Origin of the sequence: Bacillus sp. RHFS10 (assembly GCF_016757475.1) — a bacterium.
Taxonomy (GTDB): Bacteria; Bacillota; Bacilli; order Bacillales; family Bacillaceae; genus Bacillus; species Bacillus subtilis_G.
The window spans coordinates 240506-257839 of record NZ_JAESPO010000005.1 but is presented as its reverse complement, the minus strand read 5'-3'; the positions used below and the strand labels follow the sequence as shown (position 1 = coordinate 257839).

Below are 17334 nucleotides of genomic sequence, written 5' to 3'. Positions count from 1 at the left end.
ATCCAGTGTTAATCCAGCATTTGAGCAAGCAAATGATCAGCTTCCTCTGTCGTCAACTCGCCAGCCTGCAATTGACCGAGCAGCTCGGTCAATTTTTCTTGTGTCACGGAAGAAACCTGTTTCTTTTGATACGGATCTCGATCTGAAAATACCTCGCCTTTTCGAAGTGTTACGTTTTGCAGTTGCACAAGCAGGTCTCCTTGATGATTCACCAGCATAATATCGTAAGTAAACTCGAATTGATCTTTTTGGCTTGTTTTGCGTGCATACACCCAGCATTCTTCCGGTACTTTCTGGTGGATATAAATCTCACCAATTGAATAAGGTACATATACAAAAGCACGTTCTCTTCCTTCGGTGATGCCAAACAATGATTGCAAAGCCCCATCAAGCAGAGACGGCGGCAGTATATTGTTATTAAAGGTATGTGCTGCTTCTTGAGGTAGTATTAAATGCGCCAGAGCTTCTGTGTCTCCGCCCCATAATCGTTGAATTGACTGAAAGCTGCGGCCATAGTCAAAACCGTTTTCCCGGAAGTGTCGGTAACATTCATCATGTTCATGGATAAAAGCGCTTCTCTTGATGATCTCGTGTCTATCAATACTCTCTATGGGCTTGACATTTTGATGAGCATCATAGCTTAATTCTCCTGATGCAAATACGGCTTTTGTACCTGCATCTTCGTCAGCCGTCATTTTAAAAAGGATGCGTCCGTCTTCGACAGAAATGAAGGAGTAAACAATTACGCTCTCTTGATATAACATTGCCGGTCTAATAAATGTAATGTTTTTCAAACCAGAGACCTTTTTCCTGCGATACGATAAATTTCCTGCGGCACATGCCATTTCAAGAAAAACCGCCGCAGGCAAAATACGCTTATCTTTCACCACATGATCCTTTAACCAGATCTCTTTTTCCATTACTGTTTTTTTAAAATATTGCTGCTCAAGGGTAGATTCGTTAGAATCAAGCAACGGATGCAAGACGGTTTTATTTTGCAATGCTGAAAGCTTTTCATCAGAAACACGGGGCACCCAATAAGATTCCTCAGCAAACGGGTACAAAGGAAGATCCACCCGCCGTGCTTTAGGTCTATCTTCATATAAATTTCTCCACTGAATATCGACACCGTAAGACCATAACTTAGCAAGGTCATTGACATCTCTTTTTTCCATAACAGCTTTAAGGAATTGTTCTTTCATTTTCCGATCATGGAAAACAAAGACTTTATCATAATCTTTAGTCACATTGCCCTTGTATACATTGTCTCCAATTATTCCTTCATCACAGAAAAGCTTCAAATTCCCCCTAAGTTCATGCAGATCCGATGCCACAAAAGCAATTCTCTCTTCCATCGGCTCCCTACACGTTTGTAGTGTATAAGCAATATCATCGACCGATACAGCTGTCACCTGGTCTGTGTATTGAAGAAGACGACGGGCGTATTCCCTCAGCCTGTCTTCGTTTCTTGCGGAGAGAACTGCGGCATAAGGACCGCTACCTGTATTTTTAACAGAATCAATATGATTTTCATATTCTTCAAGAATAATATGGGCATTCGCCCCCCCTGCTCCAAATGAACTAACCGCTGCCCTTCTACGAGTTATACTGGCTTCTTTACGCCACTCCTCTTCTTTTTGCTGAACATAAAAAGGCGTATTTTCGAAATTTATATTAGTATTTAATCGCTCAGAATGAATGGAAGGCGCCAATTTTCGGTGCTTAAACTGAAGCAATACCTTTGTAAGCGCCGCTATGCCTGCAGCGGATTCTAAATGTCCGATATTTGATTTAACTGAACCAATTGCACAAAATTGTTTATCATCGGTAAATTGTTCAAAAGCTTTTGTCAGCCCCGCAATTTCAATCGGATCTCCAAGTGAAGTACCCGTTCCATGTGCTTCCAAGTAACTGATGGATCTTGGACTAATACCTGACTTTTTAAAGTTTTCGGCGATCAGCTCAGCTTGCGCATTTGGATTTGGAACAGTAAAACCATTTGTTTTCCCTCCATGATTTACAGCTGTTCCTTTAATCACACCATAAATACAGTCTTGATCATTGATTGCTTTATGTAACGGTTTTAATAGTACGGCTCCCGCCCCTTCTCCTGGAACGTAGCCGTTCCCACCTTCCCCGAAGCTTCTGCATAGACCTTCTGTAGAAACAAAATTCCCTTGGCTCAGCCAAAGATATTTGTTAGGGTGTATGGACACATTTACGCCCCCAGCTAACGCAATCTCACTTTCTCCCCTTTTTATACTTTCACATGCCAAATGAATGGCTGTCAAAGATGACGAGCACATCGTATCTAAAGCAATACTTGGTCCAGAGAAATTAAAAAAGTATGAAACTCTATTAGCTATAGAAGAAAAAAAAGAACTGAGCGCAACAGCATTGCCTTTTGCTGTCTCCTCCGCACCAAATAATTGATATTGCCCGTACATTGCTCCTACAAACACCCCGGCTTTCATACCGTCAAGCCGATCTCTCGTATACCCGGAGTCTTCAAACGTATGCCAAGCGGTTTCGAGAAAAATACGTTCCTGAGGGTCCATCATCTCAGCTTCTTTATGGGAAATGTGAAAAAACAGCGGGTCGAATTGATCAACACGATTAATAAACCCTCCCCATTTACTGTTGATTTTCCCTCTGTCCATTCTGTCAGGACTGTAGTCCGATCTGAAATCCCACCGTTCTTTAGGGATCTCGGTAATACAATTCTTTCCACCAATGATGCAATCCCAGAATTCCATAACATTATCTGCCATTGGATATCTGCCGCTTACTCCAATAATTGCAATATCTTCATTAATTGGTGTATTTACACTCACTGCATGTGCCGGCTGTCTTTCCTGCTGCATTTTTGTATGTTTTTTCAGTTTTGGTGCGGCTTCTATTTGAGCTATCCCAACTTCTTTTAATACTGTCTCTTTAAACGATTTCAGAAAGAAATCAGCAAGCTCATCGACGTTCCGGTATTCGAAAAAGATCGTTTTAGGCAAATCCCCGAACGTATCTTCAAGCTTTGATATAAGCGACATGATTATAAGTGAATTAATCCCGAACTTTTCAAAAGAATCATAAGCATTTATTTTATGATTAGGGATTTTCAATTCACTGCAAATGGTTTTGATAAGATAATCATTAACTTTATCCTTAATTACAATTTCATTATCTTCAGTGTTTTTCTCTATTTCCGTTTGATTGTCTGAAGGAGTCAGTTTGCGGAAAGGGATTGTTTTTAAGAGCTTGTCCCGGTCTCCTTCCACAGGCATTATGTTACTAAATGAAGATTGCATCATTTTATCAAAAGCTTTAAAAGCCGCTGTTGAATGTATCGGAATCATTCCGAATTTCTCTTTCAAATGGACAACAGCACTGTCATCAAGATTCATTCCGCCCTCTTTCCATAGCGGCCAATTTATTGAAAGTGTCTTTCCATTTCTGTTCAGCTGATTTCGGAACATCGCATAACTGTCCATAAAACTGTTGGCGTACGCATAATCACTCTGACCGGCATTTCCGTTCGCAGCAACAGAAGAAAACAGAATAAAGAAATCAAGATTTTCATCTTTTGTCAGCTCATCCATCCAAATCGTTCCGAATACTTTCGGCTTTAATACTTCAACAAACTCACTCAGATTTTTTTTAGCAATAAAAGAATCTTGAATGAGACCTGCAGCATGGATAATGCCGCTTATTTGGCCACGCTGCTGTTTCACGTCACAGATAAATTGCTCAGCCTTTATTCGTTCCGATATGTCCGTCTGTATATACTCAACAAAAGACCCTTTTGCGTTTAGTTTTCTGAGCTGTTCCTTCTGAACTTCGCTTAAAGCTGAACGGCCTGTCAATATGATGACCGCCTCAACTTCGTTCGCGATATGTTCCGCAAACATAAGACCGAGTTTTCCTGCACCGCCGGTAATGATATACACGCCGCCTTTATGATATGATACATGCTTCGGAGCTAATGACTTTGCATTTTCTAAATCAATATGCTGCATTCCTTTAATATACCTGCTGTGAGAGTCAATTAAAATTTCGCATTCATTTGATTGAAAGCTTTGTAATTCATTACATGCCATCTCCCACAATTGCGAAGCGGTAGGATCTGAATCAGGCTCTTCTCTATGAATTTGAAGCGTTTTCGCCTTCAATTTGGAGCTTTCCATATTTACCGTTTTTATAAAACCCCCGACCGCTTCATTAAACGGCTGATTCTGACCGTTTGTCCAATACATATGCAATAATTTCGTATTATCATATTTTGCTTTTATTAAAGCCTTTGTTAAAACAAACAATGGCAAAATCCCGTTGAGAAGTGCCTTATGAATCAACTCTTCACTTAATTCCGGAACAGCGCTGTTCCATAGATATAGAACACATCCAGGTGTAAATTTGCTTTTTTCCAAGTCTGCAAACAGGTTTTCATAATGAGCCTCATTTGACGGGTCTATTGTGTATACATTTTGCTCCAGACAGCTGAAATAAACATTAGGAGTTACGAGAATAACATGCACTTGATCTTTGTAAAGCATACTAATATATTCTGTAAGTCGTTTATCTCGATCAAAAATTAATATGCTTCTTGGCGCCTGTTGTTTCTGTACATCATCATTTTTTGACGATATCCAATCTCTTTTAAAAAAGACAGTTTGGGACGCAGCTTGCGATTGCTGCTCCGTCCCATTTTTTATTTGTTCTTTTCTGTAAGTGCGAATTAGTTCTAATCCTGTATCAGGAGACATCTGCTGTTCTTCAATCAAGGAAAGTATTTGTTTAATATGCACTATTTTACCTCCAGCAGTTGATAGACTTGGTCAGCGGAAAGCTCACCGTTTTTCAATTGTTTTAATAGTAAAAGAATTGTCTGATCTTCACTGTCTTCCGGCAGTAATCCTCCCGCGTTTACTTTTCTGACAGAAAAGTTATTCATGCTTGCAGCAATTTCTCCGTCTTCATTAATAAATTGGATGCTATACGTGCAAAATCCAGTCTCTTTTACACGTGCAAAACATTTTTCCTCAAGCGGGCTACAAATCACAAGCTCCTCAAGTGAATAAGGAACATATAAGCTTCCTTTATCATTATCATTTAACAAAAATGCGACCGATTGAAATCCTCCGTCAATCAATGACGGGTGAAGTTTAAAATGCTCAAAATCGTTTTTCAGCTGCTCTGGCAGAACAAGTTCTGCCAGTACCTCCTGACCGCTGCAGTAGACGGCGGTCAGGCTTTGAAACCCAGAGCGATAATCCAGCCCCATTCTGCTAAAATGCTGATAACATTCTTTGCGGCTAATTTTTGTATCACTGCTGTGTTTAAACAGTTCAATATCAAAGTGTTCAAGCGGTCTGATAATATTTGATTCCTCGAACTCTGCAATACTTTGTGAGCAGATTTGCAATTCACCCTCCGGCTCTCCTGTGCAGATTGTTATATTCAGTTTATCTTTTTGCATTTGAAGACTTGAATAGATGTGAAACGGTGTTCCTTCGTAGGTAATTGGTTTGTTCCATACGACATCTTTAATCTTACATATAGTGCTCTCAGCAGCTATTTCCGCGGAGACAAGAGCCATTTCAAGATATGCTGCTCCCGGTAAAACAGGACGCCCAGAAACAAGGTGATCAGTGATAAAAAATTCAGAGCCGGTAATATTTGTTTTAAACTTCAAGCTCTTTAAAGTTGACAAATTTTCGCTTAACAAAGGATGAATCCGCTTTTCCAGTTCAACGTTTTTGATTTTCTGTCTGAACCAATAACTCTCCCTTGCAAAGGGGTAGGATGGCAACGGCATTTTGTTATATGTTTTATTGAATATTTGCCGCCAATTCACTTTTGCTCCCTCGGCCCACCATTGAGCCACCAATTCCTCTTTACCGCTTTGAATAGCCTCTAGAAGAAGCTCTTCAGTTATAACTGTGTATTTCTTTTTATTTTCATTGATAAATACGCCTTCTTGTTTCTTGTTAAACTCAAGGAAGCTGATGTATTTGTCTCTTAACTCTCTTATATCAGAAGCACATATAGCGATTCTTTCTTCCATTTCTTCGCGCCCGTTTTGCAGCGTACTTGCCATATCAGTCAGATTAACCGAAACTTCTTTTCTGATTGCATGATCCAAATACTGAATCATCAGCTTAATATAGTCGAGCAATTGATCTTTGGTTTTCGCTGACAACACAAAAATGTGGTTTCTTCCACTTTCCGATATTCTCCTGTTCTTTTCTCTGTATTCTTCTAAAACAATATGTGCATTTACACCTCCAAATCCAAAAGAGCTGACACCTGCTCGCATTGGTATGTCAGCGTACAGTTCATCTTTCATTCTTTTCCATTTTTCATTTGTATCTGTTATATAAAATGGTGTGCCATCTAGTTTGATATATGGATTAAGTTCAGAAAAATTAACAATTCCAGGGAGTTTTTGGTATTTAAACGCCAATAATACTTTGATCACCCCAGCTATTCCAGCAGCCGTTTCTAGATGACCTATATTTGTTTTAACGGAGCCTATCCCGCAAGACTTTTGTTCAGTAAAAGGAATGCCCCATTCTTCATATAATGTTTTGAATGCTTTTACAATGCTGTTTACCTCAATTGGATCGCCAAGGCTTGTCCCTGTCCCGTGAGCTTCAATATATCCGACCGTTGCAGGACTGACACCGGTTTTCCTCCAAGCTTCAGTTAATAAATCTACCTGCGCCTTCGGATTTGGTGCAGTCAAGGAATTGGCGTGTCCCCCATGGTTTATCGCTGTTCCTTTAATCAGGCCATATATGTGATCCCCATCCGCTTGTGCTTTACTGAGCGGTTTAAGCAATACCGCCGCTGCTCCTTCACTTCTCACATAGCCGTCCGCTCTTCTATCAAACGTTTTACACTTTCCGTCTTTTGCCAGCATACCTGCTTTGTCGAAAGCTATAAACAGGGTCGGGCTTGTCATAATATGAACGCCCCCTGCAATGGCCATGTCAAATTCTCCCCTCTGAATTCCCTCTGCCGCACGATGCAGCGCAACCAATGAACTAGAGCAAGCCGTGTCAACCGGTTCGCTTGGGCCCGTAATATTCAGCAGATAAGAGATTCGATTCGCCAATATACAATGATTTAGGCCAGTAGCTGTCTGTGCCTGAATCGGGGTAAGATTTTCACTGAGACGTTCAGCATAGTCTGTTGTAGCAACACCTGCAAATACAGCGGTTTTAGTCCCTGCCAAATCAGAAGGTTTATAACCTGCATCTTCTATTGCCTTCCAAACTGTCTCTATAAAAATCCTTTGCTGTGGATCCATTAATTCTGCTTCCGCAGGAGAAATTCCGAAAAACAAGGGATCAAATTTATCTGCGTCGTTTATAAATCCCCCTCTTTTTATATTCGTTTTATTTCTCTCTTTTATCGGATCACCATCAAATTCTCTCCAGTCCCAGCGGTCTTCAGGAATATCTGTAATCAAATCACGGCCCTTTTCGATTTGTTCCCAAAGTTCCTCTATTGTGTCTGATTGAGGGAATCGTCCGCTTATCCCCACTATTGCAACAGGCTCATTTAACGTGCCTTCTGCTTCACTGTTTTCTTCCGAAGAGGTAAGAGCAAGATCAGCATATCCGTCATCATAATCCAAAGACGGTTCCACTTCGTCTATTTTTTCAGCGTCTGTTTTGGAAGAAGAATCGGTTGAAAAACTGTAACTGTCCCCATACTGATCTATTAAATAACCTGCAACTTCATCTAACGAATTGTATTCAAAGAAAATGGAAGGCAGCAGGTCTGTTCCATACCTTTGATTAATTTCATTTCCAAGCCTTGTAAAAGTGATAGAATCAAACCCGTATTCACCAAATGAAGTTTCTCCTTCTATTTCTTGCCTTTCTATCTTCAAAAGAGCTGAAATGATATGTGCAATTTCCTCTTTCAGATATTCTCTGGTGTTCTTATTCTCATGATCTAATAGATTATTCTGCACCTGTTCTTGTGAACATTCGTCATGTATATAATCAAGCAATTCATAAAAATCATAAAAATCAAAAAACTGGGATGGCATTATTGAAATTCCTAATGATTCGTTTAATTCATTACCCAGCATTGTAAACATAATTGAATCAAATCCATATTCACTTATAGGCAGCTCAAAATCAAATTCACTTTCATTAATCTTCAATACGGTGCATATAATGCGTGCCAAAGTGTTTCTCAGTGAAGATATAGTTCTATCTGGCTCATTATTTTCTTCAATGGCTTCTCTATTACCTTTTTCTTCGGCGATACCTATGATTCGCTCCAATTTTAATTCATTGCCGCTAAATACCATGATTTGATGTTCACACCCTGTCATTGCTTTATCAAATGCTGATAGACCCTCTTGTTCACCTAAGGACAGCATCCCAAAATGTTCATATAGAAATCTCTCTGAGTGTCTGTCAACTTGCATGCCGCCTTCTTTCCATAACGGCCAATTAATAGAGAGTGTCTTTCCAGGTTTGTCTTCAGCTGCTCTCAGCTCCGCAAAATAATCCATGAAACGATTAGCATAAGCATAATCCGTCTGTCCCGCATTCCCTATTTTTGCACTAATTGATGAAAACAGGACAAAAAAGTCCAGTGGCTCTTTTGCTGTGTACTGATCAAGCCAAATCGTACCATGTACTTTGCTTGCTAAGACAGCTCTCACATCCTCTTCACGTTTGTTAATGAGTAATGAATCTCTTATAACGCCCGCGCTGTGTATAATGCCCTTTAAAGAGCCTAGTTTGCTTTTTATAAGATTTATCAGATCGGCGGTATTTTTTTCCTCAGAAATATCAGTCTTAACATAAAAAATTTCCGATCCGGAGGCTTCCAGTTCTTTTATACACCTGACAGATTCCTCAGAAAGTTCTGACCTCCCTATCAACACTATCTTTATTCTGCCTTTTTGTATAAGGTGCTTGGCAAATATCAGTCCTAGTCCGCCTGCTCCTCCTGTAATGAGATAAACTCCATTTTCTTCTATTTCAACTTTTGAAATGCCGTCCGTATATTTAATACTGACGGACTTCTTCACGTATCTGATTCCATCCACATATCTGATTTCTGTGGAACCGCTGTCGCTAGCAACACTTTCTTTTACGATGCAGTCCAACTCCGGGAGAAGGCCATTCGGCAGCAACTTCTGCCCGCTGCATATTTCAATATTTCTACCTGTAATCATAGGCTGTTCTAGATGAAGCGCCTGAAAAAGACCGCTTAACGCCATTTGATAAGGTAAAACTTGATTTTTTTCTGTAAAAAACACATGAGATATTTTTATTTTATTTTTGGGCTTCACTGATATAAGTGCTTTCGTTATATAGAAAACCGGAAAAACAGCCTCATTAAGTTTACTTTTAATATCATGGGAAATTTTCGTTTCGGGACTCTTTCCAAACAAAACCACATGTCCGATTGTTACTTGCCTTCGCGTAAGAATCCCCAGCAGTGTCTTGTAATCGTCAAGTTTATGACTATTCAGCTCATATGAATAGATTCCCTTTTCTTTAAATTGGTTCCCGCCTCGAACAAAGATTAGTTTCAGGCCAATGCTTTCATACGCATTGCGAATGTGCTGCTCTGTTATATCGTCATGGAGCACAATAGCCAAACAGGTGTTTGAACGGCAGATTTCATCTGAATGGTGATTAAATTCCTGAACCCATTTGTCCTTATAATAAGTGATTGAATGCTCCGTTTTTACAATTTGATTGTGCTGTGGGCTCTTTAGTGCTTTGAGAGCTAAGTTTCTCAGTTTCAAACTTACTTGGCCTTTATCATCCATATACATAATATTGAATCTTTTTACAGATGAAGCATTCTTTTCATCAGCTGGTATGACATAAGCATAACCGCTATCCGAGGGAGCACTCAAAATCTCCAGCTCTCCTAATTCAAAAGGCAAATATGGCACTTGACCGCCATCATGCTCAAGCGTAAATCCGATAGTTGACTGGAAAATACCGTCTAACAAACATGGATTCAGCATTCCTCTGGCTCCATTTAACTGAAGATTGTCAGCAAGAGATATGCGTGAAAGAACCGCGTTTGGAAGGATAAACAGCTGCTTAATCACTTGGTAACTGCTGCCATAGTTCAAGCCTGCCTGCTTAAAGCTCTTATAGCACTCATCACCATTGATTGTGCTTTTTTGCTCCTTTAGCAAATTATTCAATTCAAATCGTTCTATTTCACGTGCTGCTTCTGCCTCGTAGAACTTAAGTTTACCTTGTGAATGAACAGCGGTTTCAGAATGCAAATTACTTTTTACTATAAACCTGCTGCTGCCTTCTTGATTGGGTAACAGATCAATAGCAATTGTCTTTTCTTCCTGAACGGTAATTGGAAGTGACCATACGATTTGACTCAACTTCACAACTTGTTTTCCATTTAATCTCTCTGCTGCTTCTCTTGCGGCTTCAATGACCGCAGCTCCCGGTAAAACAAACTCGCCATTTATGATATGGTCTTTCAGATAATAATCAGAACTTGACAGCTTTTTGTTAAACCGGCTTTCTCCCTCTGAAAAATTAAACAAAGGGTCTGGATCGACCAATTCTTTTTTCTGCATATGAACAGACTTCGAAACACAAAGTTTATTCTTTAAAAAAGGATATGTGGGAAGCGCAATTTTGCTTGCAGCTCGCTCAATATGGATATCTTCCCATGCCAAATCTCCCCCTGAGACCCAATATTCAGCCATCTCTGCCATTGTTCGTTTATCCGCCTTCATTTGTATACCGTTTTGTTTTTGTCTTCGCTTCTGATTGATCTTTTTTCCTCTGAATATACTTTGATCTGTATCCCCATTAATGTACTTATTCAGTTTAGAGATTAAATCATAGACATCTTTTGATATAATGGCGAGTCTTTCAGACATAGGCTCACGTCCATTCAGGAGCGTAAAAGCAATATTTGAAAGACCTACGTTTTTGTAAAGTCCCTCTTGCTCGTAAAAATCACTGACTTGTTTCTTATTTTGTTCCAAAAAGCGTTCTGCCGTAAAATCTTCTGTATCTTGCGGCTGCCTGCTTCTTAAATTGTAAAAGTTATAAATTTCGTCAATCCATGACATGAACAGGTCTGACTGCCAATCGGTGCTTTTCGCAGTCTTTATGTCAACGCCGCATTTTTCAGCTGCTTTTTTAAACTCTTCCTTAACTGCTTTCACAAGTGAATGGTCATGTTTTTGACTGGCCCTTTGGAGATACCCTGCAAGCTGTTTTGCATACTCCTGTAAACTTAGCGGATGTTTTGCTGAAAGTACAATAAGTTCTTCACCTTCCTGCCAGCTGGTATCAGAAATTGCAGGAGGCTCGTACTCTTCAACAAGGATATGTGCATTTGACCCACCAGCTCCAAAAGAGCTTAGTCCCGCTCGTCTTGGGTATGTTTTTTCGGGATTTTTCTCATCAGTAAGCTTCACCCACTCAGATGTTTCCTGCTGAAGATGGAACGGTGTCTCGTCAAGATGAAGATCTGGATGTATTCGCTCAGCATGAAGTGTGGCAGCTATTTTTTTATATTTCATCTGTAATATGATTTTTGTCAGGCCGGCAATACCTGCTGCTGCTTCAAGATGACCTATGTTTGATTTAATGGACCCAAGCGAGCAATATGATGACTCGTCCGTATATTCTCTAAAGGCTTTTGTCAAGCCTCTGACTTCAATTGGGTCACCCAGCGGGGTACCTGTGCCGTGGGCTTCAATATAGCCGATGCTTCTTGCGCTCCAATCAGCTGCAGCAAGAGCCTCTTGAATAAGGCTTGCTTGAGCTGCTGGATTAGGAACGGTATAACCGTTCGTTTTCCCTCCATGGTTGATCGCTGTCCCTTTAATCACTGTGTACACCGTATCATTATCCCGTATTGCATCTTTCAGCGGTTTCAGAATAACTGCTCCTACACCTTCTCCGGGTACAAAACCGTCACCCCCTGCACCAAAGCTCCTGCATTGCCCTGTCTTTGAAAGCATCCCCATTTGACAGCGGTACAAGTAGTCCGACGGATGTAAATACAAGTTAACTCCCCCGGCAACAGCAATAGAGCACTCACCTTTTTTTAAGCTTTCACACGCCATATGGATTGCAGTTAATGATGAAGAACAAGCTGTGTCAACAGGTACACTTGGCCCTGTAAAATCAAATGTGTAAGAAACTCTGTTCGCAAGAGACCATGGAAACGAGTTTGGGATCACAGTATTTTTATCTGTCGGTATTCGTTCACCGAGCAGTTTATAAGAATTAGTCGTGACTCCAGCAAAAACCCCAACATGTTTTCCCGCTGTTTTTTGCAAACGATTCAGGGTATACCCTGAATCTTCAAACGCCTTCCACACAGTTTCTAGAAAGATACGTTCCTGAGGATCCATGGCTTCTGCTTCTCTTGGCGATATATGAAAAAACAAAGAATCAAATGAATCAGCACTCGGTAAAAAACCGCCCCATTTACAATAAATCTTTCCCTCTTGGGCTTTAGCAGGATCAGAATCATAATAAGCGTGGGCATCCCAGCGTTCTATCGGAACTTCTGTGATAGTATCTTTCTTTTGAGATAATACATCCCATAATTCCTCGATGTTCTCCGCACCGGGATATCGCCCGCTTATGCCGATGACAGCTATACCATCGTGTTTTTCTTTCTCCTTCATTACAGGCGCAATATGTAATTGAGCTGGATTAACAGCTGTAGAACTCTGAATTAGTTTTTCTTTCTTTTTCGCAGGAAATAAACTTTCCAGCCGATCCGGATATTCCTTTATGAGATAGTCTGCCAAGTCTGTGATGGTCTGGAACTCAAATAAAAGCGTTTTTGAAATAGCTCCTAACGCCTGCTCCAGCTTTGAATTGCATTGATGTATCATGACCGAGTCCATACCATATTCAGCTAAGTGCACAGAATGGTCTATTTCCTCAGGTTTAACACCAACTTCGGCTGAAATAATGCTTGCTAAAAATGATCTCGTCTGTATTTTCACATCACCCGAAGCCAACTGAATTGTGTCACTTATTTGTGTGTAATTCGTTTGAAATCGTTGCTCCATAAATTGTTCAAAACGATCTGAATCTCCGCAGACTGCAATATTATGCAGCTGTCCGGACATCACAATCTGGGCGAACCAATCCGCCCCAGCTTCAGAAGACAATTCTTCAAGACCGGAATCACGAAAAAGTGATGTTCTCGCCTGATCTGATATACTCACTCCCATTCCGATTTCTTTCCATAACGGCCAATTGATTGTTAAAGTACGCCCGTTGCGCTGAGATTTTTGACGCTTCTGTTCCCTATACTCAGCAAAGTGGTCTAAGAAGCTGTTTGCATATGCATAATCAGTCTGACCTTCGTTTCCTGCAATAGAGACCACTGATGAAAAAACAGCGAAAAAGTCCAATTCAATCTCCTTCGTCGCATTATCCAGATACAACGTTCCTTGCACTTTCGGAGCTATGACTTCTGAAAGCTCTTGCTTTGTTTTTTGAAAAAGGAATGAATCTCTGATAACTCCTGCACAATGAATAATCCCGCTAAGGCCTGAATATCGTTCCATAATATCATCGACCAGTTTTATTACGGTTTCTTTATCTGATATATCCGCCTGCATATAAAAGACTTCCGCATTAAATTGATTTAAAAATTCCAACAGCTTCTGTTTTTTCCCGCGTAATGGAGAACGTCCTGACAGAATGATTGTGCATGTTTCGGATTTTGCACAATACTCAGCAATTTTACTGCCAATCCCCCCTAATCCCCCTGTAATTAAGTACACTTTATCTTTCCCGGGATATTGGACTGGGGAGAAGTTCGTTTTAGTCTTCTTCTCTAATACCTGGGCATACCTTACACCGTCTTTGTACATAATGTTTATGTTATGGTCCGGGGCTGCATCTATTTCTTTATATAAGATGTCTGACTCTTCGGAATACGAAATTGACATTGAGCCATTTGTAAAGCGAATCGCCTTGCAGCACAGCTCAGGATATTCTTGCTTTACTGACTTAAAAAAACCGCCGATCCCTTCAAAACAGGGCAGTCTCTTTTCCTTATCATTACTGAATACATATATAAGCCGCACCTTGTTTATAAGGTTTTCACTTATTAATGCCTTTGTCAGGTAAAAAACGGAGTATATTCCTGTTTGCAACGCTTCATCAAATTCTGATTGTTTGTCAGCCCATGCATGCAAAATCGAATCTGGTATTGCATTTTTTTGTTTTAACAATCGGATCAGGCTTATATAATCTTCAGGGTTTTCTCTATTTATTGTGAACACATCATCGCTTATTTGCTCAAAACGATCACCTTTCGTGACAAGATATACAAAAGTGTTCTCTCTCTCTTGCAATACTTCCGAATACCTTTTATGATCCGAAAAAAGCAAAATCGTACTCCTTTGTCCATCTGTGAGAACTTCCGACAGCGGTGATTCCTTCCATACCGGTGCATATAATGACCGTTTTATATTCTCCACAGAAAATGCGTCTGTTTTTGATATTTCAGGTTTCAAGTCAAAATGATACCGTTCAAATGGATAAACAGGCAAAACTACTTTTTTCTTATTGTGATCACCCAGTCTTGCCCAAACAATCTCTTCTCCTTTTAGCCACATTTGCATAAACACCTGATAAAGAGACTCATCAGGCGATTTGCTCGGCTCAAAATATGCTTCATGCTTAATATTCATCGTAAGAGGCAAGGTTCCGAATTTAAAGGTGCAAAAGTTAGGAATTTCAATATCTCTATTCGGCTCAATTGTTTTTTCCGATATTTTTAGAACAAGGTCAGTTATCTCTTGATTTAAATCCTGTATTTGGTTGTGATCAACCATTAATGGAAATCGGTCTTTTTCATAAAAATCGGACGGTGCCTGTTGTAAATACTTAACTGCCTGTTTTATTCCTTCCGGCTGTTTCAATAACATGCTCATAACAAGCTCTTTAGACAGCACACCGGCATCAATTAGGTACAAGAGTTCTTGAGAATATCGGTTTTCTGATAAGCCTTCTTGCTCTGTTAAATCCCATTTCTTATAGAGTCTTTGCAAAGAAGCAAGGATTGCTACTAACGTTACTACTTCCTCATCCGTCAGTTTTTCTCCGCTAAATCCTGATCCATCAATAATATTCTTCAAGACACTGATTTGCTGAGAGTGCGCCGACTTTTCCCATTCCTCTATGTAGCCTTTAAATGTATATTGATGCTTAAGAAGTAATTGTGCTTTTTTCCGTAAATGAATCGCAGATTCAACTGAGAATTGAATACCATTCAGTAACATCCTGATATAATTCTCATCCAACTGAACTGGAAAATAGGTTTTCGCGGTATACGGACTCAGAAACGGAATGGACGGCGGATCACAAAATAATGCCGCTGCCTTCTCAACATTCGCGATAAAAGCGTATACATTTTCAATTTTTAGTATACCGGCTACAGCAAGAGCAATAAAATACCCGTCTCCAACACCAGTAATACAGCTTGGTCTAAAACCTGCAGTCAGCATGCTTTTTACTATTGCAGTATTGATAACTACAGAATACAGTCTGGATTTTTCAGTTGTCCATTTCTCTTTAAATGTATAATCTACAGTCGAAATGCCTTGCAGCATTTTCTCTACTTCTTTTTCTATATTAGGGAATACCCTTTTAATCTCTGTAAATTGTTCGTAGCTTTCCCACTTTAAGTCACCAATAACAAGTATCCACTTACAATCATTTTTCTTATGAATCGTCAGTCCATTTTCAATATGATTCCTTAATTCGGCCTTGCTGTCTGCTAATATACCTGCTCTATACTCAAACGTTGCTCTGCCGGTCAGAAGCGTGCTGCTAATTTCTTCATGTGAAAATTTTTGAAATTCCTCGGACTCACCGGAAAATAATTTCCACTGCTGTAACATTTGCTCCATGCTTTTTTCACTTTTTGCAGAGAAAAGAAACGGTTGTATTTTACCGTTACAGCTTGCTTTTGATACTTCTTTGTGTATAAATTCTTCGATAATGACATGAGAGTTAACGCCCCCAAAGCCGAAAGAACTTATTCCCGCTCTAAGCGGTTCTCCGTCCGGAGCCTGCCAATCACATGAATTCATTGCCAGAACAAATGGTGTTTTTTCAAATTGGATAATTGGATTAACCATATTTACATTTAGCGTTTTCGGTATCCTTCGATGTTTCATCATCATTAACACTTTAATTAATCCTGCCATACCGGCTGCTGCTTCCAAATGACCGATATTCGTTTTGACACTTCCGATCCGGCAATATTGTGTATGATCAGTATATTGCAGATACGCCTTCGTCAAAGCTTCAATTTCGATTGGATCGCCCAAAGATGTTCCCGTGCCGTGTGCTTCAATATAAGAAATCGTTGAAGCATCTACATTGGCACTTTTTAAAGCAGCTAAAATGACTTGACATTGAGCATCCACACTAGGCGCAGTAATTGAACGGGTTTTCCCGCCATGATTTACAGCTGTTCCTTTAATAATGCCGTAGATATGATGACCGGCTTTTACTGCTTCATCCAGTCGTTGAATCAATAAAACTCCTGCGCCTTCGCCAGGAACATAGCCGTTTGCAGCCGCGTCAAAACTCTTACATTTACCATCGGGGCTCAGCATTCTGGCCTTTGAGAATGATATGTATTTCCAAGGCTGAAAATTTAAATTCACGCCCGAAGCAATGGCAAAATCGCTTTCCTTTTCCCTCAGTGATCTAACCGCTTCATCCAAAGCAACAAGCGATGACGCGCACGCAGCATTTACAGACATGCTTTTCCCCGTAAAATCAAATGCGAATGAAATGCGGTTGGAAAGAATAGACTCAAAGCTCCCGAGACAAGCATAGCTGTCAATTTCCGAATCAGCACAGCCCATCTGACGATAGTCAGAGTTCATAATACCTGTAAAGACAGAAGTAGTTTTATCCTGAAGCTCACTCAATGATACACCTGAATCTTCAATGCAGCGCCATGTCTCCTCTAAAAGAATTCTTTGTTCAGGATCCATGTTTTTTGCTTCACGAGGAGAAATATGAAAGAATTTATGGTCGAAGTATCTGGCCTGTTCAATAAACCCTCCCCATTTACTGATACTTTTATTTGGAATGTTGATGTCAGCAGAATAATATTGTTCAGGGTTCCACCGTTCAAGCGGCACTTCTCGAATGGAATCTTTACCGCTATGTATATTCTCCCAGAATTCATGATAATCATTAGCATCAGGAAATCTGCATGAAATTCCTATAATTGCTATATCAGATGATTTATACGAGTTATCGCTCCCAGTCTTTTTATTCAAATGATGAACCATTCGTTTCCAGC

General features: G+C 40.0%; 2 protein-coding genes. Both read right to left on the bottom strand.

Translation table 11 applies throughout. The annotated features are described in order from the left end of the window. Positions 1-8: 8 nt before the first annotated feature. On the bottom strand, positions 9-4796 hold the full coding sequence (locus JMN17_RS17565; RefSeq protein WP_202328629.1) for a type I polyketide synthase: 4788 nt from the start codon (positions 4794-4796) through the stop codon (positions 9-11). Then, on the bottom strand, positions 4796-17323 hold the full coding sequence (locus tag JMN17_RS17560) for an SDR family NAD(P)-dependent oxidoreductase (RefSeq protein WP_202328628.1): 12528 nt from the start codon (positions 17321-17323) through the stop codon (positions 4796-4798). The genes JMN17_RS17565 and JMN17_RS17560 overlap by 1 nt, the downstream gene beginning before the upstream one ends. Positions 17324-17334 lie beyond the last annotated feature (11 nt).